This window comes from Pseudomonas sp. (assembly GCF_028293835.1).
In the GTDB taxonomy this organism is placed as follows: Bacteria; Pseudomonadota; Gammaproteobacteria; order Pseudomonadales; family Pseudomonadaceae; genus Aquipseudomonas.
Map to the genome: position 1 here is coordinate 1 of NZ_JAQGNX010000097.1, position 18131 is coordinate 18131.

19 protein-coding genes and 1 pseudogene are annotated in these 18131 nt (G+C 56.4%); 15 read left to right on the forward strand and 5 right to left on the reverse strand.

What is annotated here, in order from left to right; translation table 11 throughout:
* The first annotated feature begins 23 nt into the window (after positions 1 to 23).
* Both rssB and rssC read left to right on the forward strand, forming a co-directional pair.
* Positions 24 to 1205, forward strand: coding sequence for a two-component system response regulator RssB (gene rssB / locus JWR17_RS13145; protein ID WP_299832152.1), 1182 nt, complete (start codon positions 24 to 26; stop codon positions 1203 to 1205).
* The gene (gene rssC / locus JWR17_RS13150; protein ID WP_299832100.1) at positions 1205 to 1687 is read left to right on the forward strand and encodes an anti-sigma factor antagonist RssC; all 483 of its coding nucleotides are present in this window, start codon (positions 1205 to 1207) and stop codon (positions 1685 to 1687) included. The genes rssB and rssC overlap by 1 nt, the downstream gene beginning before the upstream one ends.
* Positions 1688 to 1808: 121 nt before the next feature.
* On the opposite strand, the gene tal is transcribed toward rssC, so the two are convergent.
* A complete protein-coding gene (gene tal, locus JWR17_RS13155) occupies positions 1809 to 2735 on the reverse strand; it encodes a transaldolase (protein WP_299832103.1) in 927 nt (308 codons plus the stop codon).
* A 152-nt stretch (positions 2736 to 2887) separates the two neighbouring features.
* Entirely contained in the window at positions 2888 to 3898 is a 1011-nt protein-coding gene (gene dusA, locus JWR17_RS13160) for a tRNA dihydrouridine(20/20a) synthase DusA (protein ID WP_299832154.1), read from the reverse strand.
* 104 nt (positions 3899 to 4002) lie between these two features.
* Between dusA and JWR17_RS26335 the strand changes: the two are divergent.
* The 3 genes and pseudogenes from JWR17_RS26335 to JWR17_RS13170 form a co-directional block, all read left to right on the forward strand.
* Positions 4003 to 4187 (forward strand): annotated as a pseudogene (locus JWR17_RS26335) (site-specific integrase); the annotation flags it as partial.
* Between the two features lie 231 nt (positions 4188 to 4418).
* Positions 4419 to 4664 (forward strand): type II toxin-antitoxin system Phd/YefM family antitoxin, encoded by a 246-nt coding sequence (locus JWR17_RS13165; protein ID WP_299832105.1) that lies wholly within the window; start codon positions 4419 to 4421, stop codon positions 4662 to 4664.
* Positions 4661 to 5047, forward strand: coding sequence for a type II toxin-antitoxin system VapC family toxin (locus JWR17_RS13170; RefSeq protein ID WP_299832107.1), 387 nt, complete (start codon positions 4661 to 4663; stop codon positions 5045 to 5047). The genes JWR17_RS13165 and JWR17_RS13170 overlap by 4 nt, the downstream gene beginning before the upstream one ends.
* Before the next feature lie 149 nt (positions 5048 to 5196).
* On the opposite strand, the gene JWR17_RS13175 is transcribed toward JWR17_RS13170, so the two are convergent.
* The 3 genes from JWR17_RS13175 to JWR17_RS13185 all read right to left on the reverse strand — a co-directional run bounded on the left by JWR17_RS13175 (position 5197) and on the right by JWR17_RS13185 (position 7275).
* The gene (locus JWR17_RS13175; protein ID WP_299832109.1) at positions 5197 to 5520 is read right to left on the reverse strand and encodes a protealysin inhibitor emfourin; all 324 of its coding nucleotides are present in this window, start codon (positions 5518 to 5520) and stop codon (positions 5197 to 5199) included.
* 15 nt (positions 5521 to 5535) lie between these two features.
* Positions 5536 to 6567, reverse strand: coding sequence for a M4 family metallopeptidase (locus JWR17_RS13180; protein WP_299832111.1), 1032 nt, complete (start codon positions 6565 to 6567; stop codon positions 5536 to 5538).
* A 156-nt stretch (positions 6568 to 6723) separates the two neighbouring features.
* Positions 6724 to 7275 carry a glutathione peroxidase gene (locus JWR17_RS13185; RefSeq protein ID WP_299832113.1) on the reverse strand — a complete coding sequence of 184 codons (552 nt, stop codon included), beginning with the start codon at positions 7273 to 7275 and terminating at the stop codon, positions 6724 to 6726.
* Positions 7276 to 7465: 190 nt separating this feature from the next.
* Between JWR17_RS13185 and JWR17_RS13190 the strand changes: the two genes are divergently transcribed.
* From JWR17_RS13190 to JWR17_RS13235, 10 genes are all read left to right on the forward strand, one after another.
* Positions 7466 to 8437 carry a D-glycerate dehydrogenase gene (locus tag JWR17_RS13190; protein WP_299832114.1) on the forward strand — a complete coding sequence of 324 codons (972 nt, stop codon included), beginning with the start codon at positions 7466 to 7468 and terminating at the stop codon, positions 8435 to 8437.
* A gap of 20 nt (positions 8438 to 8457) precedes the next feature.
* Positions 8458 to 9927, forward strand: a complete 1470-nt coding sequence (locus JWR17_RS13195) for an NAD-dependent succinate-semialdehyde dehydrogenase (protein WP_299832116.1) — start codon at positions 8458 to 8460, stop codon at positions 9925 to 9927.
* A 42-nt stretch (positions 9928 to 9969) separates the two neighbouring features.
* Complete coding sequence (locus JWR17_RS13200; protein ID WP_299832119.1) at positions 9970 to 10881, forward strand: NAD(P)-dependent oxidoreductase; 912 nt, start codon at positions 9970 to 9972, stop codon at positions 10879 to 10881.
* Positions 10878 to 11852: a hydroxyacid dehydrogenase gene (locus JWR17_RS13205; protein ID WP_299832120.1), complete on the forward strand. Its 975-nt coding sequence runs from the start codon at positions 10878 to 10880 to the stop codon at positions 11850 to 11852. The genes JWR17_RS13200 and JWR17_RS13205 overlap by 4 nt, the downstream gene beginning before the upstream one ends.
* Before the next feature lie 40 nt (positions 11853 to 11892).
* Positions 11893 to 13041, forward strand: a complete 1149-nt coding sequence (locus tag JWR17_RS13210; RefSeq protein WP_299832121.1) for a mandelate racemase/muconate lactonizing enzyme family protein — start codon at positions 11893 to 11895, stop codon at positions 13039 to 13041.
* A 21-nt stretch (positions 13042 to 13062) separates the two neighbouring features.
* Entirely contained in the window at positions 13063 to 14040 is a 978-nt protein-coding gene (locus tag JWR17_RS13215; RefSeq protein ID WP_299832123.1) for a tripartite tricarboxylate transporter substrate binding protein, read from the forward strand.
* A 67-nt stretch (positions 14041 to 14107) separates the two neighbouring features.
* A complete protein-coding gene (locus JWR17_RS13220) occupies positions 14108 to 15217 on the forward strand; it encodes an enolase C-terminal domain-like protein (protein ID WP_299832124.1) in 1110 nt (369 codons plus the stop codon).
* Positions 15218 to 15272: 55 nt separating this feature from the next.
* Positions 15273 to 15758, forward strand: coding sequence for a tripartite tricarboxylate transporter TctB family protein (locus tag JWR17_RS13225; protein WP_299832126.1), 486 nt, complete (start codon positions 15273 to 15275; stop codon positions 15756 to 15758).
* Positions 15755 to 17287 (forward strand): tripartite tricarboxylate transporter permease, encoded by a 1533-nt coding sequence (locus JWR17_RS13230; RefSeq protein WP_299832128.1) that lies wholly within the window; start codon positions 15755 to 15757, stop codon positions 17285 to 17287. The genes JWR17_RS13225 and JWR17_RS13230 overlap by 4 nt, the downstream gene beginning before the upstream one ends.
* Before the next feature lie 23 nt (positions 17288 to 17310).
* Positions 17311 to 18120 (forward strand): FadR/GntR family transcriptional regulator, encoded by an 810-nt coding sequence (locus JWR17_RS13235; protein ID WP_299832130.1) that lies wholly within the window; start codon positions 17311 to 17313, stop codon positions 18118 to 18120.
* Positions 18121 to 18131 lie beyond the last annotated feature (11 nt).

Here is an 18131-nt window from a genome sequence, read left to right on the forward strand (position 1 = left end):
CTACTCTGGCGCCGTTTGCCCACATGCAGAAAACCAGTGCCACGCTGCTGATAATCGATGACGACGAAGTAGTGCGAGCGAGCATCGCCGCCTATTTGGAAGACAGTGGCTTCAGCGTCCTGCAAGCCAGTAACGGTTTGCAGGGCCTCCAGATCTTCGAGCAAAAAAAGCCCGACCTAGTGATCTGCGACCTGCGTATGCCTCAGGTAGGCGGCCTCGAACTTATCCGTCAGGTGACGGACCTCGCTCCCGATGTGCCGGTGATCGTGGTCTCCGGCGCCGGGGTGATGAACGATGCTGTCGAAGCCTTGCGGTTGGGCGCGGCTGATTATCTGGTCAAACCGCTGGAAGATCTGGCAGTGCTCGAGCATTCGGTGCGTCGATCCCTGGATCGCTCGCGGTTGATGTTGGAAAACCAGCGTTATCGGCAAAAGCTTGAAACCGCTAACCGCGAGCTCGAGGCCAGCCTGCATTTGCTTCAGGAAGACCAGAACGCCGGTCGCCAGGTGCAGATGAACATGCTGCCGGTGAATCCGTGGGAGGTGGGCGAGTTCCAGTTCGCCCATGAAATCATTCCTTCGCTGTACCTGTCGGGTGATTTCGTCGATTACTTTCGGGTTGACGAGCGCCGCGTTGCGTTTTATCTGGCCGACGTTTCGGGGCACGGAGCCTCATCAGCATTCGTCACGGTACTGCTGAAATTCATGACCACGCGCTTGATGTTCGAATTCAAGCGCAACGGCACCATGCCCGACTTCAAGCCGTCAGAAGTGCTTAGCCACATCAATCGTGGGTTGATCAACTGCAACCTTGGGAAGCATGTCACCATGGTTGGCGGCGTCATTGACGAAGATACCGGTAAATTGACATACAGCATTGGCGGCCATTTACCTCTGCCAATTATGTATACGCCTACGGAAGTGCACTATTTGGAAGGTCGAGGCCTGCCAGTAGGGCTGTTCAACGAGGCGACCTATCAGGATCACGTAGTGGACTTGCCTGAGAGTTTCAGCCTGACCCTGCTCTCTGATGGGATACTGGACCTTTTACCAGGTGATACACTCAAAGAGAAAGAAGCCGTCTTACCTCAAATGGTGAAAACGGCAGGCGGCAGCCTGGATGGCCTGCGTCACGCTTTTGGATTGGCCACGCTAGGGGAGATGCCGGATGATATCGCCTTGTTGGTGTTGAGCAGGAACCTTTAATGAGTACCGGTAGAATCCAGTTCGCTGAACAAGCAGGCACCTTTATCCTCAAATTTGTGGGTGAAGTGCGCCTTACGCTGTGTTCGGCTTTGGATACAACTATTGAAAGAATTTTCACGTCGCGGAATTTTTCGGCAATCATTATCGATCTGACCGAAACCCGCAGCATCGACAGCACGACGCTCGGCTTGCTGGCCAAGCTGTCGATAATGTCGCGGCAAAAAGTTGGCTTGCTGCCGACCGTTGTCACCACCCACGAAGACATCACTCGACTATTGCAGTCGATGGGGTTCGATCAGGTATTCAACATTGTTGATCGCCCTATCCGTTGCCCTGAGTCGTTGACCGACTTGCCATCGCAAGATCAGTCCGAGGAAGTGGTGAAAGCGAAGGTATTGGAAGCGCACAAAATTCTGATGGGCCTGAACGACTCGAATCGTGAAGCGTTTCACGATCTGGTCAATGCCCTCGAACGGCACTGAGCCCCTATAGGAGCCAACGTGTTGGCGAAAGCCACGACGCCTTCATCCCTGCCATCGCGCTACCTGCATTCTCCAGGCAATAAAAAAGGGCAGACCCGTAATAGGTCTGCCCTTTATGCATTCAGGCTTTGGCGGCGAGTAATGCCTCGAGCTTTTCCTGGTCGCGAGCGAACTGGCGAATACCTTCTGCCAGTTTCTCAGTTGCCATGGCATCTTCGTTCGATGCCCAGCGGAACTGGATCTCGGTCAGGCTTTGACGTGCTTCGCCTTGATTGCCTGGCGCAAGCTTGCGTTCCAGCGTGCCCATGTCTTTGGACAGTTGCTCCAACAAGTCTGGGCTGATGGTCAGGCGGTCGCAACCGGCCAATTGCTCGATCTGGCTCAAATTGCGGAAGCTGGCGCCCATGACCACAGTCTTGTAGTCGTTGGACTTGTAGTAGTTGTAAATTCTGGATACCGATTGCACGCCCGGATCTTCGGCACCGACAAAATCATGGCCAGCTGATTTTTTGTACCAGTCGTAGATCCGGCCTACGAACGGCGAGATCAAAAACACGCCGGCTTCAGCGCAGGCTACGGCCTGAGCAAACGAAAACAGCAGGGTGAGGTTGGTTTGAATACCCGATTTTTCCAGCTTTTCGGCGGCACGAATGCCTTCCCAGGTCGACGCCAGCTTGATCAGAATTCGTTCATTGCCAATGCCCGCTTCGTTGTACAAACCGATGAGGCGCTCGCCGCGTTCGATCATTGCATTGGTGTCGAACGACAGGCGTGAGTCCACTTCGGTAGAAACGCGGCCCGGTACCACTTTGAGAATTTTCTGACCAATTGCGACGGCGAAACGATCACAGGCCAGGCCGATGTCGTTTTTGCTGCCCTTGAACGCTTCCTGAAGCAGCTCACCGTTGCTATCGCTTGAAGCGGCCTTAAGTAACAAGGAAGGGTTGGTCGTGGCATCCACCGGCTTGAGTCGCGCGATGGCATCAAAATCGCCCGTGTCGGCGACTACAGTAGTGATTTTCTTAAGTTGTTCCAGCTTGGAAGTCATGAGTGTGCTCTGTCCTGTGCGGTTAGATGACATTACCCGAGCGCTGCCGGCCACTCAAGGCCGCACCGTGACGATGCGCCTTAAGGCGGATGGGGCAATCCTGAACCATTTGAGCCCCATCCGCACAGCTTGTTCCGTGAACTTCTATATAGCTAGCGACCATCCAGCAGTTGCGCCGCTTGATCAAGCAGTGCCAGCGGGTTTTGTGCTTTATGGATGTCAACTGACAACAATTGCCGAAAACGTCTTGCCCCCGGGAAACCGGTGCCAAGCCCCAGCACGTGCCGTGTTATATGGTGCATCGAGCCGCCGCTTGCAATATGCGCGGCGATATAAGGGCGCAACGCCGACAACGCATCCCCCCGAGAAATGACCGGGGCGGTACTGCCAAACAGCCGTTGATCAACGTCCGCCAGAATATAGGGATTATGGTAAGCCTCGCGGCCCAACATCACCCCATCAAAAATCTGTAAATGCTCATCACATTGATCAAGCGTCTTGATTCCGCCGTTCAGGATGATCTCCAAACCAGGGAAGTCGGCCTTCAGTTTCGCTACCACGTCATAGCGCAGCGGCGGAATATCGCGGTTCTCTTTTGGCGACAAGCCCTCAAGAATCGCAATCCGCGCATGCACGGTAAAGCTAGTACAGCCAGCCTCATGCACTTGGCCAACAAAGTCACACAGCGCTGCGTAACTGTCCCGCCCATTGATCCCAATGCGATGCTTCACCGTTACCGGAATCGCCACAGCATCCAGCATCGCCTTCACACAATCGGCCACTAGCGCCGGGTGCGCCATCAGCACCGCACCGATCAGGTTGTTCTGCACTCGGTCGCTCGGGCAGCCGACATTGAGATTGACCTCGTCGTAGCCTGCTGCCTCAGCCATTCGTGCGCAGGCGGCGAGGTCTGCAGGAACACTGCCGCCCAACTGCAACGCGAGCGGGTGCTCGGACGGGTCATGACGCAGAAAGCGCTGGTGATCGCCGTTGAGCAACGCACCCGTGGTGACCATCTCGGTATAGAGCAGGGCATGCCTGGACAGGAGTCGCAGGAAATACCTGCAGTGATGGTCTGTCCAATCCATCATAGGGGCAACGCTGAAGCGCCTGGACACTACAGACCTTGTTTCTAGCGGGGTTGAGGCAGTTTCTGGCAACATTTTGTTCAACGTATTCTGTACCATTTTACGGGCGTTTCCAGGCGTTTTTTCCGGGTGGGTGGACCGATCTACCAACCTCAAACTGACGTGTACCACTTCAAAAAATGGCAACGATCAGAGTTAGAAAACGGGCCGATGGCACGGTCAGCTATACGGCTCAATCCGGATCAAGCGTGACGGAGTCCAAGTCTACCAAGAGAGCCAGACTTTCGCCCGAAAACAGGCTGCCCAGGCGTGGGCGGGTGCGCGGGAAACAGCGCTGGATCAACCAGGTGCCCTTGATCGGGCGAACGGGCTGTTTGATTATTTCCCCAAGCCGGGAAAAACTCGGGAAGGGGCGGCCTGGCAAGAATTTTCACATCAAACTCGAACGGGGTTGGGTTGGTGATTACTTTTCCTGATATTGCGGAGACGGTAGTTGAGCAGGTTCAGTTGTGGGATTGAGGGCCTAAATAGAGACTTGTGAATGTTGATAATTAAACCAGACTAATTGGACTTAGTTTATCTTGGAGCGTCCGTTATGCTCACCATCAACATCCATGAAGCCAAGACGCATCTGTCACGCTTGATTGATCAGGCCGTTCGTGGCGAACCCTTTGTCATTGCGAAAGCGGGCAAGCCGTTGGTCAAGGTCATGTCGTTGACCTCGCCAGAGCCAAGTCAAATAAAGCGCCTGGGTTTCATGGCCGGGCAGATCAATGTGCCCGATGACTTTGACCGGATGGGCGCTGAGGACATTGAGCACATGTTTGGTGGTGAAGCATGAAGCTGCTGCTCGACACGCAACTGCTGCTTTGGGCGGCTGGAGATCCCAGTCGTTTGTCTGCCGCGGCCACTGCGTTGATCAGTGAGCCTGAAAACGAGCTGTTCTTCAGCGCCGCCAGCCTTTGGGAAATCGCAATCAAACATGGTCTGGGCCGCCCAGACTTCAAGGTGGACGCCCGCGTATTGCGTCGCGGGTTGCTAGACAATGGGTACAGTGAATTGCCCATCGGCAGTGCGCATGCTGTCGCCATTGGTAGCCTGCCTGACATCCATAAAGACCCATTCGACCGTATTTTAGTGGCTCAATCGACCGTCGAAGGCATCACGCTGTTAACCGCTGATGAATTGGTTGCCCAATACCCAGGACCCGTTCAGATGGTCTAATCTTCCATTCCATTCCAACCCGAACCCCGCCAAGTGCTATCCAAACAAGTCCGCAGCGGAGCAGGCCGCCAAAGCCCGGCTGGCCGCGTTTAATCGCTCCCACACAGCCTGCGCGGCTGACGTGCGGCTTGAAATGTCTGACGGGCCTATCACTGCCCCGCATCTTTCCACAGGTTGACCAACTCCTGTGGAGCGGCCGCCTCAGGGACGATCAGTTCGAGATCCTGGCACCGTTCGCCACTGTTGATATTCAGTTTGTAATAGCGCTGATCGCCGCTGCCAGCCTGCGCTTGCGTTGTCGGGGTACAGCTCAACATGTGATTTATGAGTTGGCAGACAACAGCCCGTTTGTCATCGCTCATCTGCGCTGCTTCGATCCGTCGCGCACCATTGAGCTTGGGCATGAAAGCGATGCCGCCTTCACGAGACACCAGGATCACGGCGTTTTGGTCCAGCACAGTGAGCGTTTGCATTTAAAGCACTCCTATTCAAAGCACTCCGACTTGATGCCAAGCGTGTTTGACGGCCTGAGCGGCTTTCGCGTCAAACCGCTTTTGCGCGTGTGAGACGGTAAGATTTGCAAACGTAGCGAAATCGGCGTCCTGGGGCAAAGTGTCGTCGCATAACGTGTCATACCAAACGTAGCCAGCGTGTTCCCAGGCATTGCCGCCCAATGCTATCGCCGCCAAATAAAACGCGCGATTTGGAATGCCTGAATTCAAATGAACGCCGCCGTTATCGTCCTTGGTTTGTACATAACCGCTCATGCTGGCGGGTTGAGGGTCCTTGCCCAGCAAGGGATCATCGTAGGCTGTACCGGGGTGCGACATCGATCTTAATCCAACACCGTTGATGCCTTTAACCAACAGACCTTCACCGATAATCCAGTCCGCCTGGCTGGCGGTTTGCTTAAGATGGAACTGTTTGACCATCGACCCGAAAACATCCGAAAGCGACTCGTTCAGTGCGCCCGACTGTTGAAAATATACCAGCCCGGCTTCGGTTTCCGTTACACCGTGGGTCAGTTCGTGGCCGATCACATCGATGGCGATTGTGAAGCGGTTGAATATTTCACCGTCGCCATCGCCAAACACCATCTGTTGACCGTTCCAGAATGCGTTTTGATAGCCTTTTTCGTAATGAACGGTGCCCAGTAGAGGCAGTCCTTTACCGTCTAACGAGTTGCGTTGATAGGCTTGCCAGTAGAAATCGTAAGTATCGCCCAGATAGTCGTAGGCTTCGTTGACGGCCACATCCTTGGTTGGCGCCTGATTTTCCTTTCTGACTTGAGTACCCGGCAATGCGGTGCCGTGCTGGGCGTCGTAAATAGTTCGCTCAACGTTTCCGCTTGTGGCAGGTGTGGTGACCATGGGTTCGGCAAACGGGTGAGCAAGCAGGGTGTTGACGTGATTGAGGGTAGTTTGCGCGCAGTTACGCTGAGGTTCAGAGCCATTGGCGATTATGCGCCGCAGCATGTAGGGCGGAATGATACCTTGAGGTCTAGAAGTGCGATTGCTCATCCTTTAATCCTTACAAAGTTTGAGTGGATTCTTTCAATGCGGATCGTCTATCGGTCTCTCAGGCATAGAGACCGATACCGCGCCGGAGAATTCATATCGCTGTAGGGTTACAACGATTCCGTTGGCTGTTAGAGATCGCTGGCATAAGCCGGCCGATCAAGCACCCGCTTTCAATGCTTTCTCAACCGCTTCTACAACCCGTGGATCATCTGCTGCCACATCCGGTGCAAATCGCGCCACTACCTGGCCGTCGCGGCCGATCAAAAACTTTTCGAAATTCCATTGCACTTCCGGAACCGGGTTCGCAGCAATGCCGTACCCCGATAATTTTTCCCGCATCGGACCTTCGCCTGTTGCGTCGGGCAGGGCGGTGGTCAGCGCTTCATACAATGGGTGCTTGTCCGAGCCCACGACAGAAATTTTGGAAAAAAGCGGAAATTGCACGTTGTAGTTCAGGCTGCAAAACGCCTGAATCTCCGCCTCGCTGCCGGGCTCCTGCTCTTTGAAGTTATTCGCAGGAAAACCAAGTATCTCCAGGCCCTCGGCACGCTTGGCTTCGTAAAGCTTTTCCAGTCCCTCGTACTGCGGCGTCAGGCCACATTTCGATGCGACGTTAACGACCAGAAGCACCTTGCCTTCGAATGCGGCCAGCGTTGTCGAGTCCCCGGAAATGGACTTAACCGGGATTTGATATAGGTTCTGGGTCATCGGAGTCGTCTCTTGTTTTAAGGGTTAGGGCAGCAGCCTAGCAAAAAACCAGGCAAACCGGGCGTAAACGCAGATAAGTGTTACCACCTCATTGAGCAAAATCCAATTCTTGACAACGGAGAAATGCCTGTCTATTTTCATCATACAAATTGATATGACCAATTAATAAAAATAACAGGCGATTGATTGTATGAAGTCCATTTCCAGTCGGAAGGCTTTCCTCTGTCGGCGTTTCACTTCGGCGGTTGAAGAGGAGCTTGGCAAGCGTTTCGCTCTTCAGACCAACCGGGATGACAGCATCCTGTCGGCATCTGAAATAGCCGAAAAGGCCAAAGGGTCTGAGGTGCTTTTCGTCACCGCGACCGAGGTTATCAATGCCGACGTGCTGCGAAGCCTGCAACCCGCTCTGACCACCATCGCTACGCTCTCGGTTGGATACGACCATATCGATATGGCCGCCGCGCGCTCCTGCGGCATCAAGGTTTTACACACCCCGGATGTGCTGAGCGATGCCTGTGCGGAAATCGCCATGCTCCTCGTGTTGAACGCCTGTCGTAGAGGGTACGAGGCCGACCGCATGGTACGTAGTGGTGCGTGGCAAGGCTGGGCGCCTACGCAGTTACTCGGTAGAGGACTGGTCGGGCGCCGCCTTTGCATTTTCGGCATGGGCCGTATCGGCCGCGCCATTGCCACACGCGCTCGCGGTTTCGGTCTGGAAATCCATTATCACAACCGTACCCGGTTATCCCCCGATCTGGAGCAGGGCGCGATTTACCATGAGAGCCTTGATGATCTCCTCGCTGCGAGTGACATCTTCCTCATCGCGGCGCCAGGGCGCCCGGAGCTGAAGGGCATGCTCGATGGCGAGCGCATCGCACGAATGCCGGCGGGTGGTGTGGTCGTCAATATTTCCCGAGGCGATCTGATCGACGACAACGCGCTTATCGAAGCGCTGCAATCCGGTCAGTTGTTCGCCGCGGGACTCGATGTCTTCGCCAGCGAACCGAACATCGACCCGCGCTATCGCACCCTCGACAACGTTTTTCTGACCCCGCACATCGGCAGTGCCACCGATGACACGCGCGATGCGATGGGGTGGCTGCTGATTCGCGGTATTGAAGCAATAGATGACGGCCGCGTGCCAACCAACCTTCTTTCTTGATTCAATCTTTGGAGGATTCCATGAATCTCAAACATCCGTCTTTGTTTCGTCAGCAATGCTACGTCGGTGGCCAATGGATTGATGCCTCGGACCATGAAACCATTCCGGTGGTCAATCCAGCGAACGGCACGCACATCGGCAGTGTCCCGTGCTTGACCGCGCAAGACGTCCAGGCAGCGATTCAAGCGGCGGACGATGCCCTTCCAGCCTGGCGCGAAACGAGTGCCAAGGATCGCTCTAAATTGATGCGTCGCTGGTATGACCTTTGTATGGCGCATCAGGAAGACCTCGCAACGATTTTGACCTGCGAGCAAGGCAAGCCGCTGAGCGAGGCGCGTGGCGAAATCGCCTATGGATCGGCGTTCATCGAGTGGTTTTCCGAAGAAGCCAAGCGGGTATATGGCGATGTGATTCCGGCTGCCAGCGCTGATCGACGCATCCTTGTAATCAAACAGCCGGTCGGCGTCGTGGCGGCGATTACCCCGTGGAATTTCCCCAATGCGATGATCACCCGCAAAGCCGGTGCCGCGCTGGCTGCCGGTTGCACCATCGTGATCAAACCGGCTTCCGCCACGCCGTTTTCCGCACTTGCCCTGGCTGCGCTGGCAATCGAAGCGGGTATTCCGCCAGGCGTACTCAATGTCGTGACAGGCAAGGCCAGTGTGGTCGGTGGTGCGCTGACCTCCAGCCCTGTGGTGCGCAAGCTGTCGTTCACCGGTTCCACGGAAGTCGGCAAGACACTCATGGAGCAATGCGCCCGAACGGTAAAAAAAGTCTCGATGGAACTGGGCGGCAATGCGCCGTTCATCGTCTTTTCCGACGCCGACCTCGATGCCGCCGTGGCTGGCGTCATGGCCTCGAAGTTTCGCAACGCGGGGCAAACCTGTGTCTGTGCGAACCGGATTTTCGTTCAGGACGATATCTACGAAGTGTTCGCCGCCAAACTCAAGGCCACCGTCGAAGCCCAGGTCGTCGGCGACGGCATGACGGACGGCGTCAATCTAGGGCCGCTGATAGATGCGGCCGCTGTGGAAAAGGTCAAGGAGCATATCGATGACGCCCTCGGCCTCGGCGCCAAATTGCTCACTGGCGGCCAGACACACGCGCTCGGCGGACATTTTTTTGAGCCGACCATCCTGATCAACGTATCGCCTGACTCGAAGCTGATGAGAGAGGAAACCTTTGGCCCGGTGGCGCCGCTGATTGCTTTTTCAACGGAAGAAGAAGTGATCCGCATGGCAAACGACACGCCGTTCGGGCTTGCCGCCTATTTCTACACCGACAGCTATGACCGGGCGTGGCGGGTTTGCGAGGCGTTGGAGTGCGGCATCGTTGGCCTGAATGAAGGAATCATCTCTACCGAGCTTGCGCCATTCGGCGGCATCAAAGAGTCCGGTGTCGGCCGCGAGGGCTCCAAATACGGCATCGAGGACTATATGGAAATCAAATACATCTGCGCAGGCGGGCTGGGGAAAAAACGGGCCATTTAGGCCTGCCGGTTGGCATTCTTCGAACAGACACGGGCGAATATCATGAAGAAAATCGGAGTGATCGGGATCGGCCTGATGGGCCATGGGATCGCGACCAACATCATCAAGCACGGCTATTCCATGGTGCTTCTGGAGCATCCTGGGAATCAGCCGCTGGACAGTCTGGTCAGTGCGGGTGCGACCACCACAGGCAGCATCGCGGCGCTGGCGAAAGAAGTTGATATCGTGATTTTGTGCGTCACCGGAACGCCTGAGGTCGAAGATGTTTTGTACCGCGCTGGCGGCCTGCTTGAGGGCCTTACGCCGGGGACCATCGTGATCGACTGCTCGACAGCGATTCCTTCGTCCACGGTCCGTATCGCCGAGTCGGTGGAACAAGCCGGTGGGCGTTTTCTCGATGCGCCCATGACCCGCACCCCTGTCGAAGCCGCGCAAGGGCGGCTCAACCTGATTGTCGGCGGCGATCCCGCGCTCTTCGAATCATGCAAACCGCTGCTTGAATGCTACGCAGAAAACATTGTGTTTGCCGGGCCGGTCGGCTCGGGGCATCGCCTCAAATTGCTGCACAACTTCGTGTCGCTGGGATTTTCCGCTGTGCTGGCAGAAGCGGCTGCTTGCGCCGAGCGCTCCGGAATCGATGCCAGGGTGTTTGTGGAAGTGCTGGCCAAGGGCGGCGGCGAAGGCGCCATCCTCAAACGGCTGCGACCTTACATAGAATCGCGGGACAACTCCGGCTTCCGCTTTTCACTTTCCAACGCGCTCAAGGACATGACCTATTACACGACCATGGCCCAGGAAGCGGGCGCGGTTCATGTCAACGCCGAAGCGATCAGGCAAACCTACGCAACCGCCCGGGAAAAAGGCACAGCGCAATCGACGGTGCCGGAGCTGGTGGATAGTCTCGCCGGCGATTCACTGTCCCGGGCAGTCGATAAACAACAGGTAAGCGTATGACACGCCGTCCAACGATCCTGTTGACTGACCCGATCAACGCCGATGCACAGGCAGGGTTGGCCGAGGCCGCGACAGTCGTGGTGGTGCCCTCGGGGTTGTCTGCTGAGGAAAGCGAAGCGGCGTTGCGCCGTCTGCTGCCGGAGGCCGACGGACTTATTGTCCGGCGCCAGTTACCTGATGACCTGTTTGACAATGCCAACCGGTTACGTGGCGTTGTACGGCATGGCGTGGGGCTGGACTTCATTCCGGTCGAGCGGGCAACGGCACAAAAGATACCCGTTGCCAACACGCCTGGGGTGAACGCCAATGCCGTCGCCGAGTATTGTTTCGCAGCCATGCTCGCCATCAGTCGACAGCTCGCCCGCTTTGACGCAGAGGTCAGGCAAGAGAACTGGCAGTCGCGCACAACGGCGGGGACCAGGACCTTTGATTTGTCGGGTCGCACCCTAGGCATCATCGGCTACGGCGCGATCGGCAAGCGCATCGGTGAAATTGCAGTCCACGGTTTTTCCATGGCGGTGGCGGCGCATACGACTACGCCGTCACGTTTGCCGCCTCACGTGAGGCCGCTTTCGCTGAGCGAACTGTTCGTGGTCAGCGATTTCGTGATCGTGGCCTGTCCGCTGACCCCGCAGACGCGAGGCATGGTGGATCGGAGTGTTTTGGCCCATGGGAAACCGGGTGCGGTGCTGATCAACGTCGGGCGAGGCCCGATCATTCGTGAAGACGACCTTGCCGACGCCCTGATCGCCGGCTCGCTCGCCGGCGCCGTCCTTGATGTGTTTGAGGTGCAGCCACTGCCGATGAGCAGCCGGCTGCGCACTCATCCGAACGTAATTCTGACGCCGCACCTGGCAGGCGTTACCCAGGATTCGGAACGAGCCATGGGCTTTATGGCCGTCGATACCGTGCTGGCGCTGGTCGCCGGCGAGCGACCGGATAATACCGTCAATAGAGAAATCTGGGGCTGACCGGCTTCTACCGCTAAACGTATTTGATCAGAGGTGCGAAATGAAAATAACAACAATAACCGCCATCCCGCTGTCGTATCGTTTGCCTGAAGGCAAGACCGTGACGATGGGCGTCGGCAGCACATTAAAGCGCGACGCGATCATCATCCGTGTCGAGACTTGCGAAGGGATCACCGGGTACGGTGAGGCCCACCCTGGAAGAAGTCCTGGCGCTGTAACCAGTCTTATCCACGGCACGATTGCACCCCTGTTGATCGGGATGGACGCCACCGACTGCATCGGGACGTGGCAGCGCGTGCACCGGATGCAGTTGTCCAGCCATGGGTTGGGCGCCGGCGCGGCACTGGCGTTGTCCGGGATCGATATGGCGCTGTGGGACATTCGTGGCAAAGCGGCCAATATGCCGTTGTATCAATTGCTGGGAGGTAGCAAGCGGCGGATCAAGGCGTATGCCGGTGGCATCGCGCTTGGCTACCAGGCCAAAGAGTCGTTGGCAGAGGAAGCACAGGAGTATCTGGCCCGCGGTTATAAGGCGCTCAAGTTGCGCATTGGCGACTCGGCCAAGGTCGATATCGAACGCGTGAAGCATGTGCGCACGGTGCTCGGCGATGATATCGACATCCTGACCGACGCCAACACCGCCTATTCGATGGCGGATGCCCGCCGCGTACTGCCGGTGCTCGCCGACATTCAGGCAGGCTGGCTGGAAGAGCCGTTCGCGTGCAACGACTTTGCCTCGTACCGTGAAGCGGCGAAAATCACCCCGCTGGTGCCGTTGGCAGCAGGCGAAAACCATTACACGCGGTTCGAATTCGCCCAGCTGCTCGAGGCCGGTGCGGTTCAGGTCTGGCAGCCCGATTTGTCCAAGTGTGGCGGGATCACCGAAGCGGTTCGTATCGCCGCCATCGCTTCTGCGTACCGTATTCCGATCAACCCGCACAGCTCGGCCACCGGCCTGAACCATGCGGCGACGCTGCATTTCATGGCCGCCACGGAAAACGCCGGTTACTTCGAAGCCTGCGTTTCGAAATTCAATCCTTTCAGAGACATGTTCGGCTCGCCCTTCGCCATAGGCGCCGACGGTTGTGTCGAGCCGCTGGACAAGCCGGGGATCGGCCTCGAAATAGACGAGTCGATCTTTAAGGATTATCCGGTCATCGACGGGCCTGGATATGTCGTCAAATTCTGAACGCGAAACGGGATATAGAACATGCGCACCCTAATAATAAAATCTCTGTTGTTGCTCTGCTTGAGCTCAGTGTTTGCCTGCTTTGCTGGGGCAGCCGATGATTTTCCGAACGGTCCGGTTCGTATCATCGTTCCGTATACACCGGGCGGATTCAACGATCAGTTGGCGCGGGTGGTTGGCAGCGAACTGACAAAAATGTGGCATCAATCGGTAATCGTGGAGAATCATCCCGGTGGCAATACCATTATCGGCAATAACCTGGCGGCAAAATCGCCTGCCGATGGCTATACGATCCTGATTACGCCGATGCCCTTTGCCTCTCTTCCGGCGCTTTACGGCGATAACCTGCCCTATGACGCCCTGAAAGACTTTCAGCCAGTAGTCCTGGCGGCCAATACCCAGAACATTTTGGTCGCCCGCAATGACCTGCCGATCAATAGCGTCCAAGAGCTGTTGGACTTTGCAAAAAGCAATCCTGGAAAGTTGAATTACGGTTCGACCGGCTCCGGCTCGTCCAACCATCTTTCAATGGAACTGTTGATGCAAATGACGAATACCAAGTTGACCCACGTCCCTTACAAAGGCAGCGCGCCGGCCACGCTGGCATTAATGAGCGGTGAGATTGATGTGCTGTTCGACAACATCCCTAACGTGCTGAATCAATTGAAAGCCGGCAAGATGAAAGCGATTGCCGTGACGGGACTGCAACGCTCACCGCTGTTTCCTTCGGTTCCGACCGTCATGGAGTCCGGAGTGCCGGGCTATGAAGTAAATATCTGGTTCGGCATGCAAGTCCCTGCCGCCACGTCGAAACCGATAGTGGACCGTTTGAATCGAGACATCGTCCATGTACTGAAAGAACCGGAAGTCATCCAGAAATTTGCCGACCAAGGCGTCCATGCACTGGGAAGCTCGCCAGAAGCGTTCGGCCAACTGCTGCAGAGCGAAGTGCCGAAATGGACCAAAGTGATACGCGACGGCAACGTGAAAATCGAATAGGCGTCACAGGGCTTGCACGTCAGGACTGGCTACTAAAGCAGCGACCGTGAACGGAAGGTGACTAACAATGAAAATAACAAATGTAACGTTGACGCTATTTGGCTGGGACGATATACCCGCCACCAGTTATGGCGCTCATACCGGCGTTTTTTCAGGCTCCAGCAAGTTGGGTCTGTTGGCGATTACAACGGATCAGGGCATCGTAGGTCATGGGTTTCTGGGCTCGGTTTTTCATCCTGCGGATATGGATGCAGGGAGCTTGATCCGCTCGTTGAAGCCCCTGCTGCTGGGTAAGAATCCCCTTGATCGGGAGCGCCTTTACCAGGCGATGTGGAAGAAAGTCCGGACCACCAGTGTCCGCGCCATCGGTGCTGTCGACATCGCGTTATGGGATATCGCAGGCAAAGTTGCCGGGTTACCCATTCATAAACTACTGGGCACGTACCGTGACCGGGCGCCTGCGTATATCAGCTCCGCGGTATTGGACAGCAGCGAGGCTTATGCCGAACAAGCGCTGTATTACAAGTCGATCAATATGGCGGCTTACAAGATTCATCCACCGCAAGCGTGGCGCGAAGATATCAAAGTCTGCGAGGCCGTCCGCAAGGCGGTAGGCGACGAGTTTCTGCTGATGCTCGATTCGACCTGGAGTTATGACTACGCCGCTGCGTTGCGCGTGGGTCAGGCCATCGAAGCGATGGGTTTCTACTGGTATGAAGATCCGTTGGCTGATTCCGATATTTATAACTACGTCGAGCTGCGTAAAAAGTTATCGATTCCCATCATGGCAACCGAATATCCGGCAGGGGGCCTGGATTCGTTTGCGCCCTGGGTAATGCAGCGCGCCACCGATTTTCTGCGCGGTGACGTTGCGGTCAAAGGCGGAATTACCACGTTGATGAAAGTTGCTCATCTGGCCGAAACCTTTCATCTCAATCTCGAACTGCACCACGGCGGTAACTCGCTGAATAACGTCGCCAATCTTCACGTGATCATGGCAATAGCCAACACCGAGTTCTTTGAAGTGTTACTGCCAGCGGAATCACAGAAATACGGGCTGATTCAAGACATCGAGATCGACAGCGACGGCTTTGTGCATGCGCCTGTCGAACCGGGCCTGGGCGCCGTCATTGACTTTGATTTGATCAAACGCAAGACCGTCGCCGTGCTGGAGTAACTGGCGTGACAGGGAAACGTCCGAGGCGCCGTCGATTCGTTAGAGGAGGCACACAATGACATCCGTTAAGCCCCAAGGTTGGCTAAACAATCACAACAAGGATTACTACGGCGGCGGCCTGATGTTTTTGTTGGGCGCAGGCGCTGTGTACCAAGGCCTGAACTACAAGTTCGGCACGCTCACTCACATGGGGCCGGGTTACTTTCCGATCGTCGTCGGCACGGTCCTGGCGTTGCTGGGCTTATTGATTGCACTCGGGGCTCGCGCCAATGTTCCGGCTGAGGAGCGCAAAAAGCAACCGCCTGAGTGGCGTGGCTGGTTCTGTATCGCGCTGAGCATTTTTGCCTTCATCGTACTGGGTCGTTACGGCGGTTTGGTGCCAGCGACCTTCGCGGTGGTATTTATCGCTGCCCTGGGTGATCGCCAGAACAGCTTGAAGAACGCTTTCTTGCTCGCCGTTGCCATGGACATCGTCTGTCTGTTGGTTTTTTCCTGGGGGCTGCAACTGCAGTTCCCGCTTTTTCAGTGGGGTCGGCCATGATTCAGCAATCCTTGATGGACTTGTGGCAAGGCTTCGGCGTTGCGCTTACTCCGCATAATCTGATGTGGTCGTTCTTTGGCGTTCTGATCGGTAACCTGATCGGCGTGTTGCCCGGCATGGGCGCGCTGTCTGCCATATCAATGTTGCTGCCGCTGACCTACACCCTGCATCCAGTGCCTGCGATTTTGATGCTGGCAGGGATCTTCTATGGCTCGCAATACGGCGGCGCGATTGGTGCCATCCTGTTGAATCTGCCCTGCCATCCTCCCCATGCGGTCACTTGCCTCGACGGCTATCCCCTGACCCAACAGGGCAAGGGCGGCACCGCGCTCGGCATCACCATGATCTCCTCTTTCTTTGCCGCCTCGTTCGGCATCCTGGTGATGATTTTCGCCTCGCCCTTGCTGGTCAGCATCGCGTTCAAGTTCGGTCCGACCGAGCTGTTCTCGATCATGCTGCTGGGTTTGCTGGCGGGAGGCACGATGTCTCGGGGCTCGGCGTTGAAGGGTGTCTCGATGACCTGTCTTGGCCTTTTAGCCGGGATCGTCGGCACGGACGTCAACAGCGGGACGATGCGCTTCACGTTTGGTTTCATGGAGCTGTCGGACTCCATTCAATTGGTTGCGCTGGCGCTCGGCCTGTTCGGCGTGGCCGATTTCCTGCACAACGTAAACCGTATGAAAGTGGTCGGCAGCGGGGTGAAAGTCAGGTTGCGCGACATGCGCCCGAGCAAGGCCGAGTTGAAGCAATCGTTCATGCCGATGCTGCGCGGCACATTAATAGGCACTGTGTTTGGCGCGATGCCTGGCACTGGGCCTACAATTACTACGTTCCTTGCTTATGCCTTGGAGAAGAAGATATCCAAGACGCCCGAGCGTTTTGGCCACGGTGCGCTGGAGGGCGTTGCCAGCCCGGAGGCCTCGTCGCATTCGAAGACTCAGGTCGATTTCATCCCGACCATGAGCCTCGGCATCCCCGGCGATGCGGTGATGGCGCTGATACTGGGAGCTTTGCTGATTCAGGGCATCCAGCCCGGGCCGCAACTGATTACGGAACACGCTGATCTGTTCTGGGGGCTGATTGCCAGCTTCTGGATCGGAAACGTATTGCTCGTGGTGCTGAACGTCCCGCTGATCGGTATTTGGGTCAAGTTGCTGCAGGTGCCGTATCGCTATTTGTATCCGTCTGCGCTGTTTTTCATCTCGGTGGGCGTTTACAGCACCAACAACAGCCTGTTCGAAGTCGGCGAAGTGCTGGTATTCGGCATCATTGGCGCGGTGCTGATAGCACTGGAGTTTTCGGTCGCGCCCATACTGCTCGGGTATGTGCTGGGTCCCTTGATAGAGGAAAACTTTCGGCGAGCGCTGCTGCTGTCTCGGGGTGACCTGACGGTCTTCGTTCAGCGGCCCATCAGTGCGGTGTTCATTGGTATGAGTGCCTTGCTGATAGCGCTGCAACTGTTCTTCTGGTTGCGTGGCAGGAGCCACGCCAGAGCGGTAATACTCGAGGCGGCGCAAAATAAAGTGTAACGCTTCACTATTCTGGACTATGGATGCTTAACGGGAAGAAACACTGTGATGACACGAAGATGATCACTGAGCCAACTTTGGCGGACCGCATCACAAAGCTCCTTGCGCAACAGTTACGCAGCGGCGCCTACCCGGTGAATGCACGGTTGCCCACCGAAAAGGCGATGGTCGAGGAGTTCGGTGTAAGCCGAACAGTCATCCGCGAAGCCATTTCCCGGCTGAAATCCGAAGGGCTGGTGGAAACTCGCCAGGGGAGCGGAACCGTCGTCCTTGACCCGCGTACCTCTGCTGCGTTTCGACTGACCGCGTCGGCCAGTAATCCCGCCGACGGGGTGCTGCGTATCATCGAACTGCGTTGCGGCATCGAGGCGCAGATGGCTGCCCTTGCCGCCACGCGTCGTACAGCTTCGGACCTGGCGGAGATAAAACGTGCGTTGAAAGAGATCGATCGAGCAGTGGCTCACGGTGGGGACGGGGTCAAAGAGGATCTTGAGTTTCACATGGTGATTTCCCGTGCGACCCAAAATCACTACTACACCGATCTGCTCGGCATGCTGACCCGCGCGCTGCACGATGCCATCCGGATCACGCGCAGCAATGAGGCGCGCCGAGCGGATTTGACCGCCGAGGTGCATGCAGAACACAACGCCATTTATGCCGCAATCCTCGCAGGCGATCCGGAAGCGGCCAGGGCAGCGGCATTGCGCCATATGGAAAGCACGGTTTCGCGTATCAAGCTTGCCGAGGGCAGTTTTTGGACTGGGGAACGGCGCGATGTGGCTGAGCGGTTGGCCAACATCGACCTGAATACAGTCTTGAGTGAGCGCCGTTAGTACACCACTAC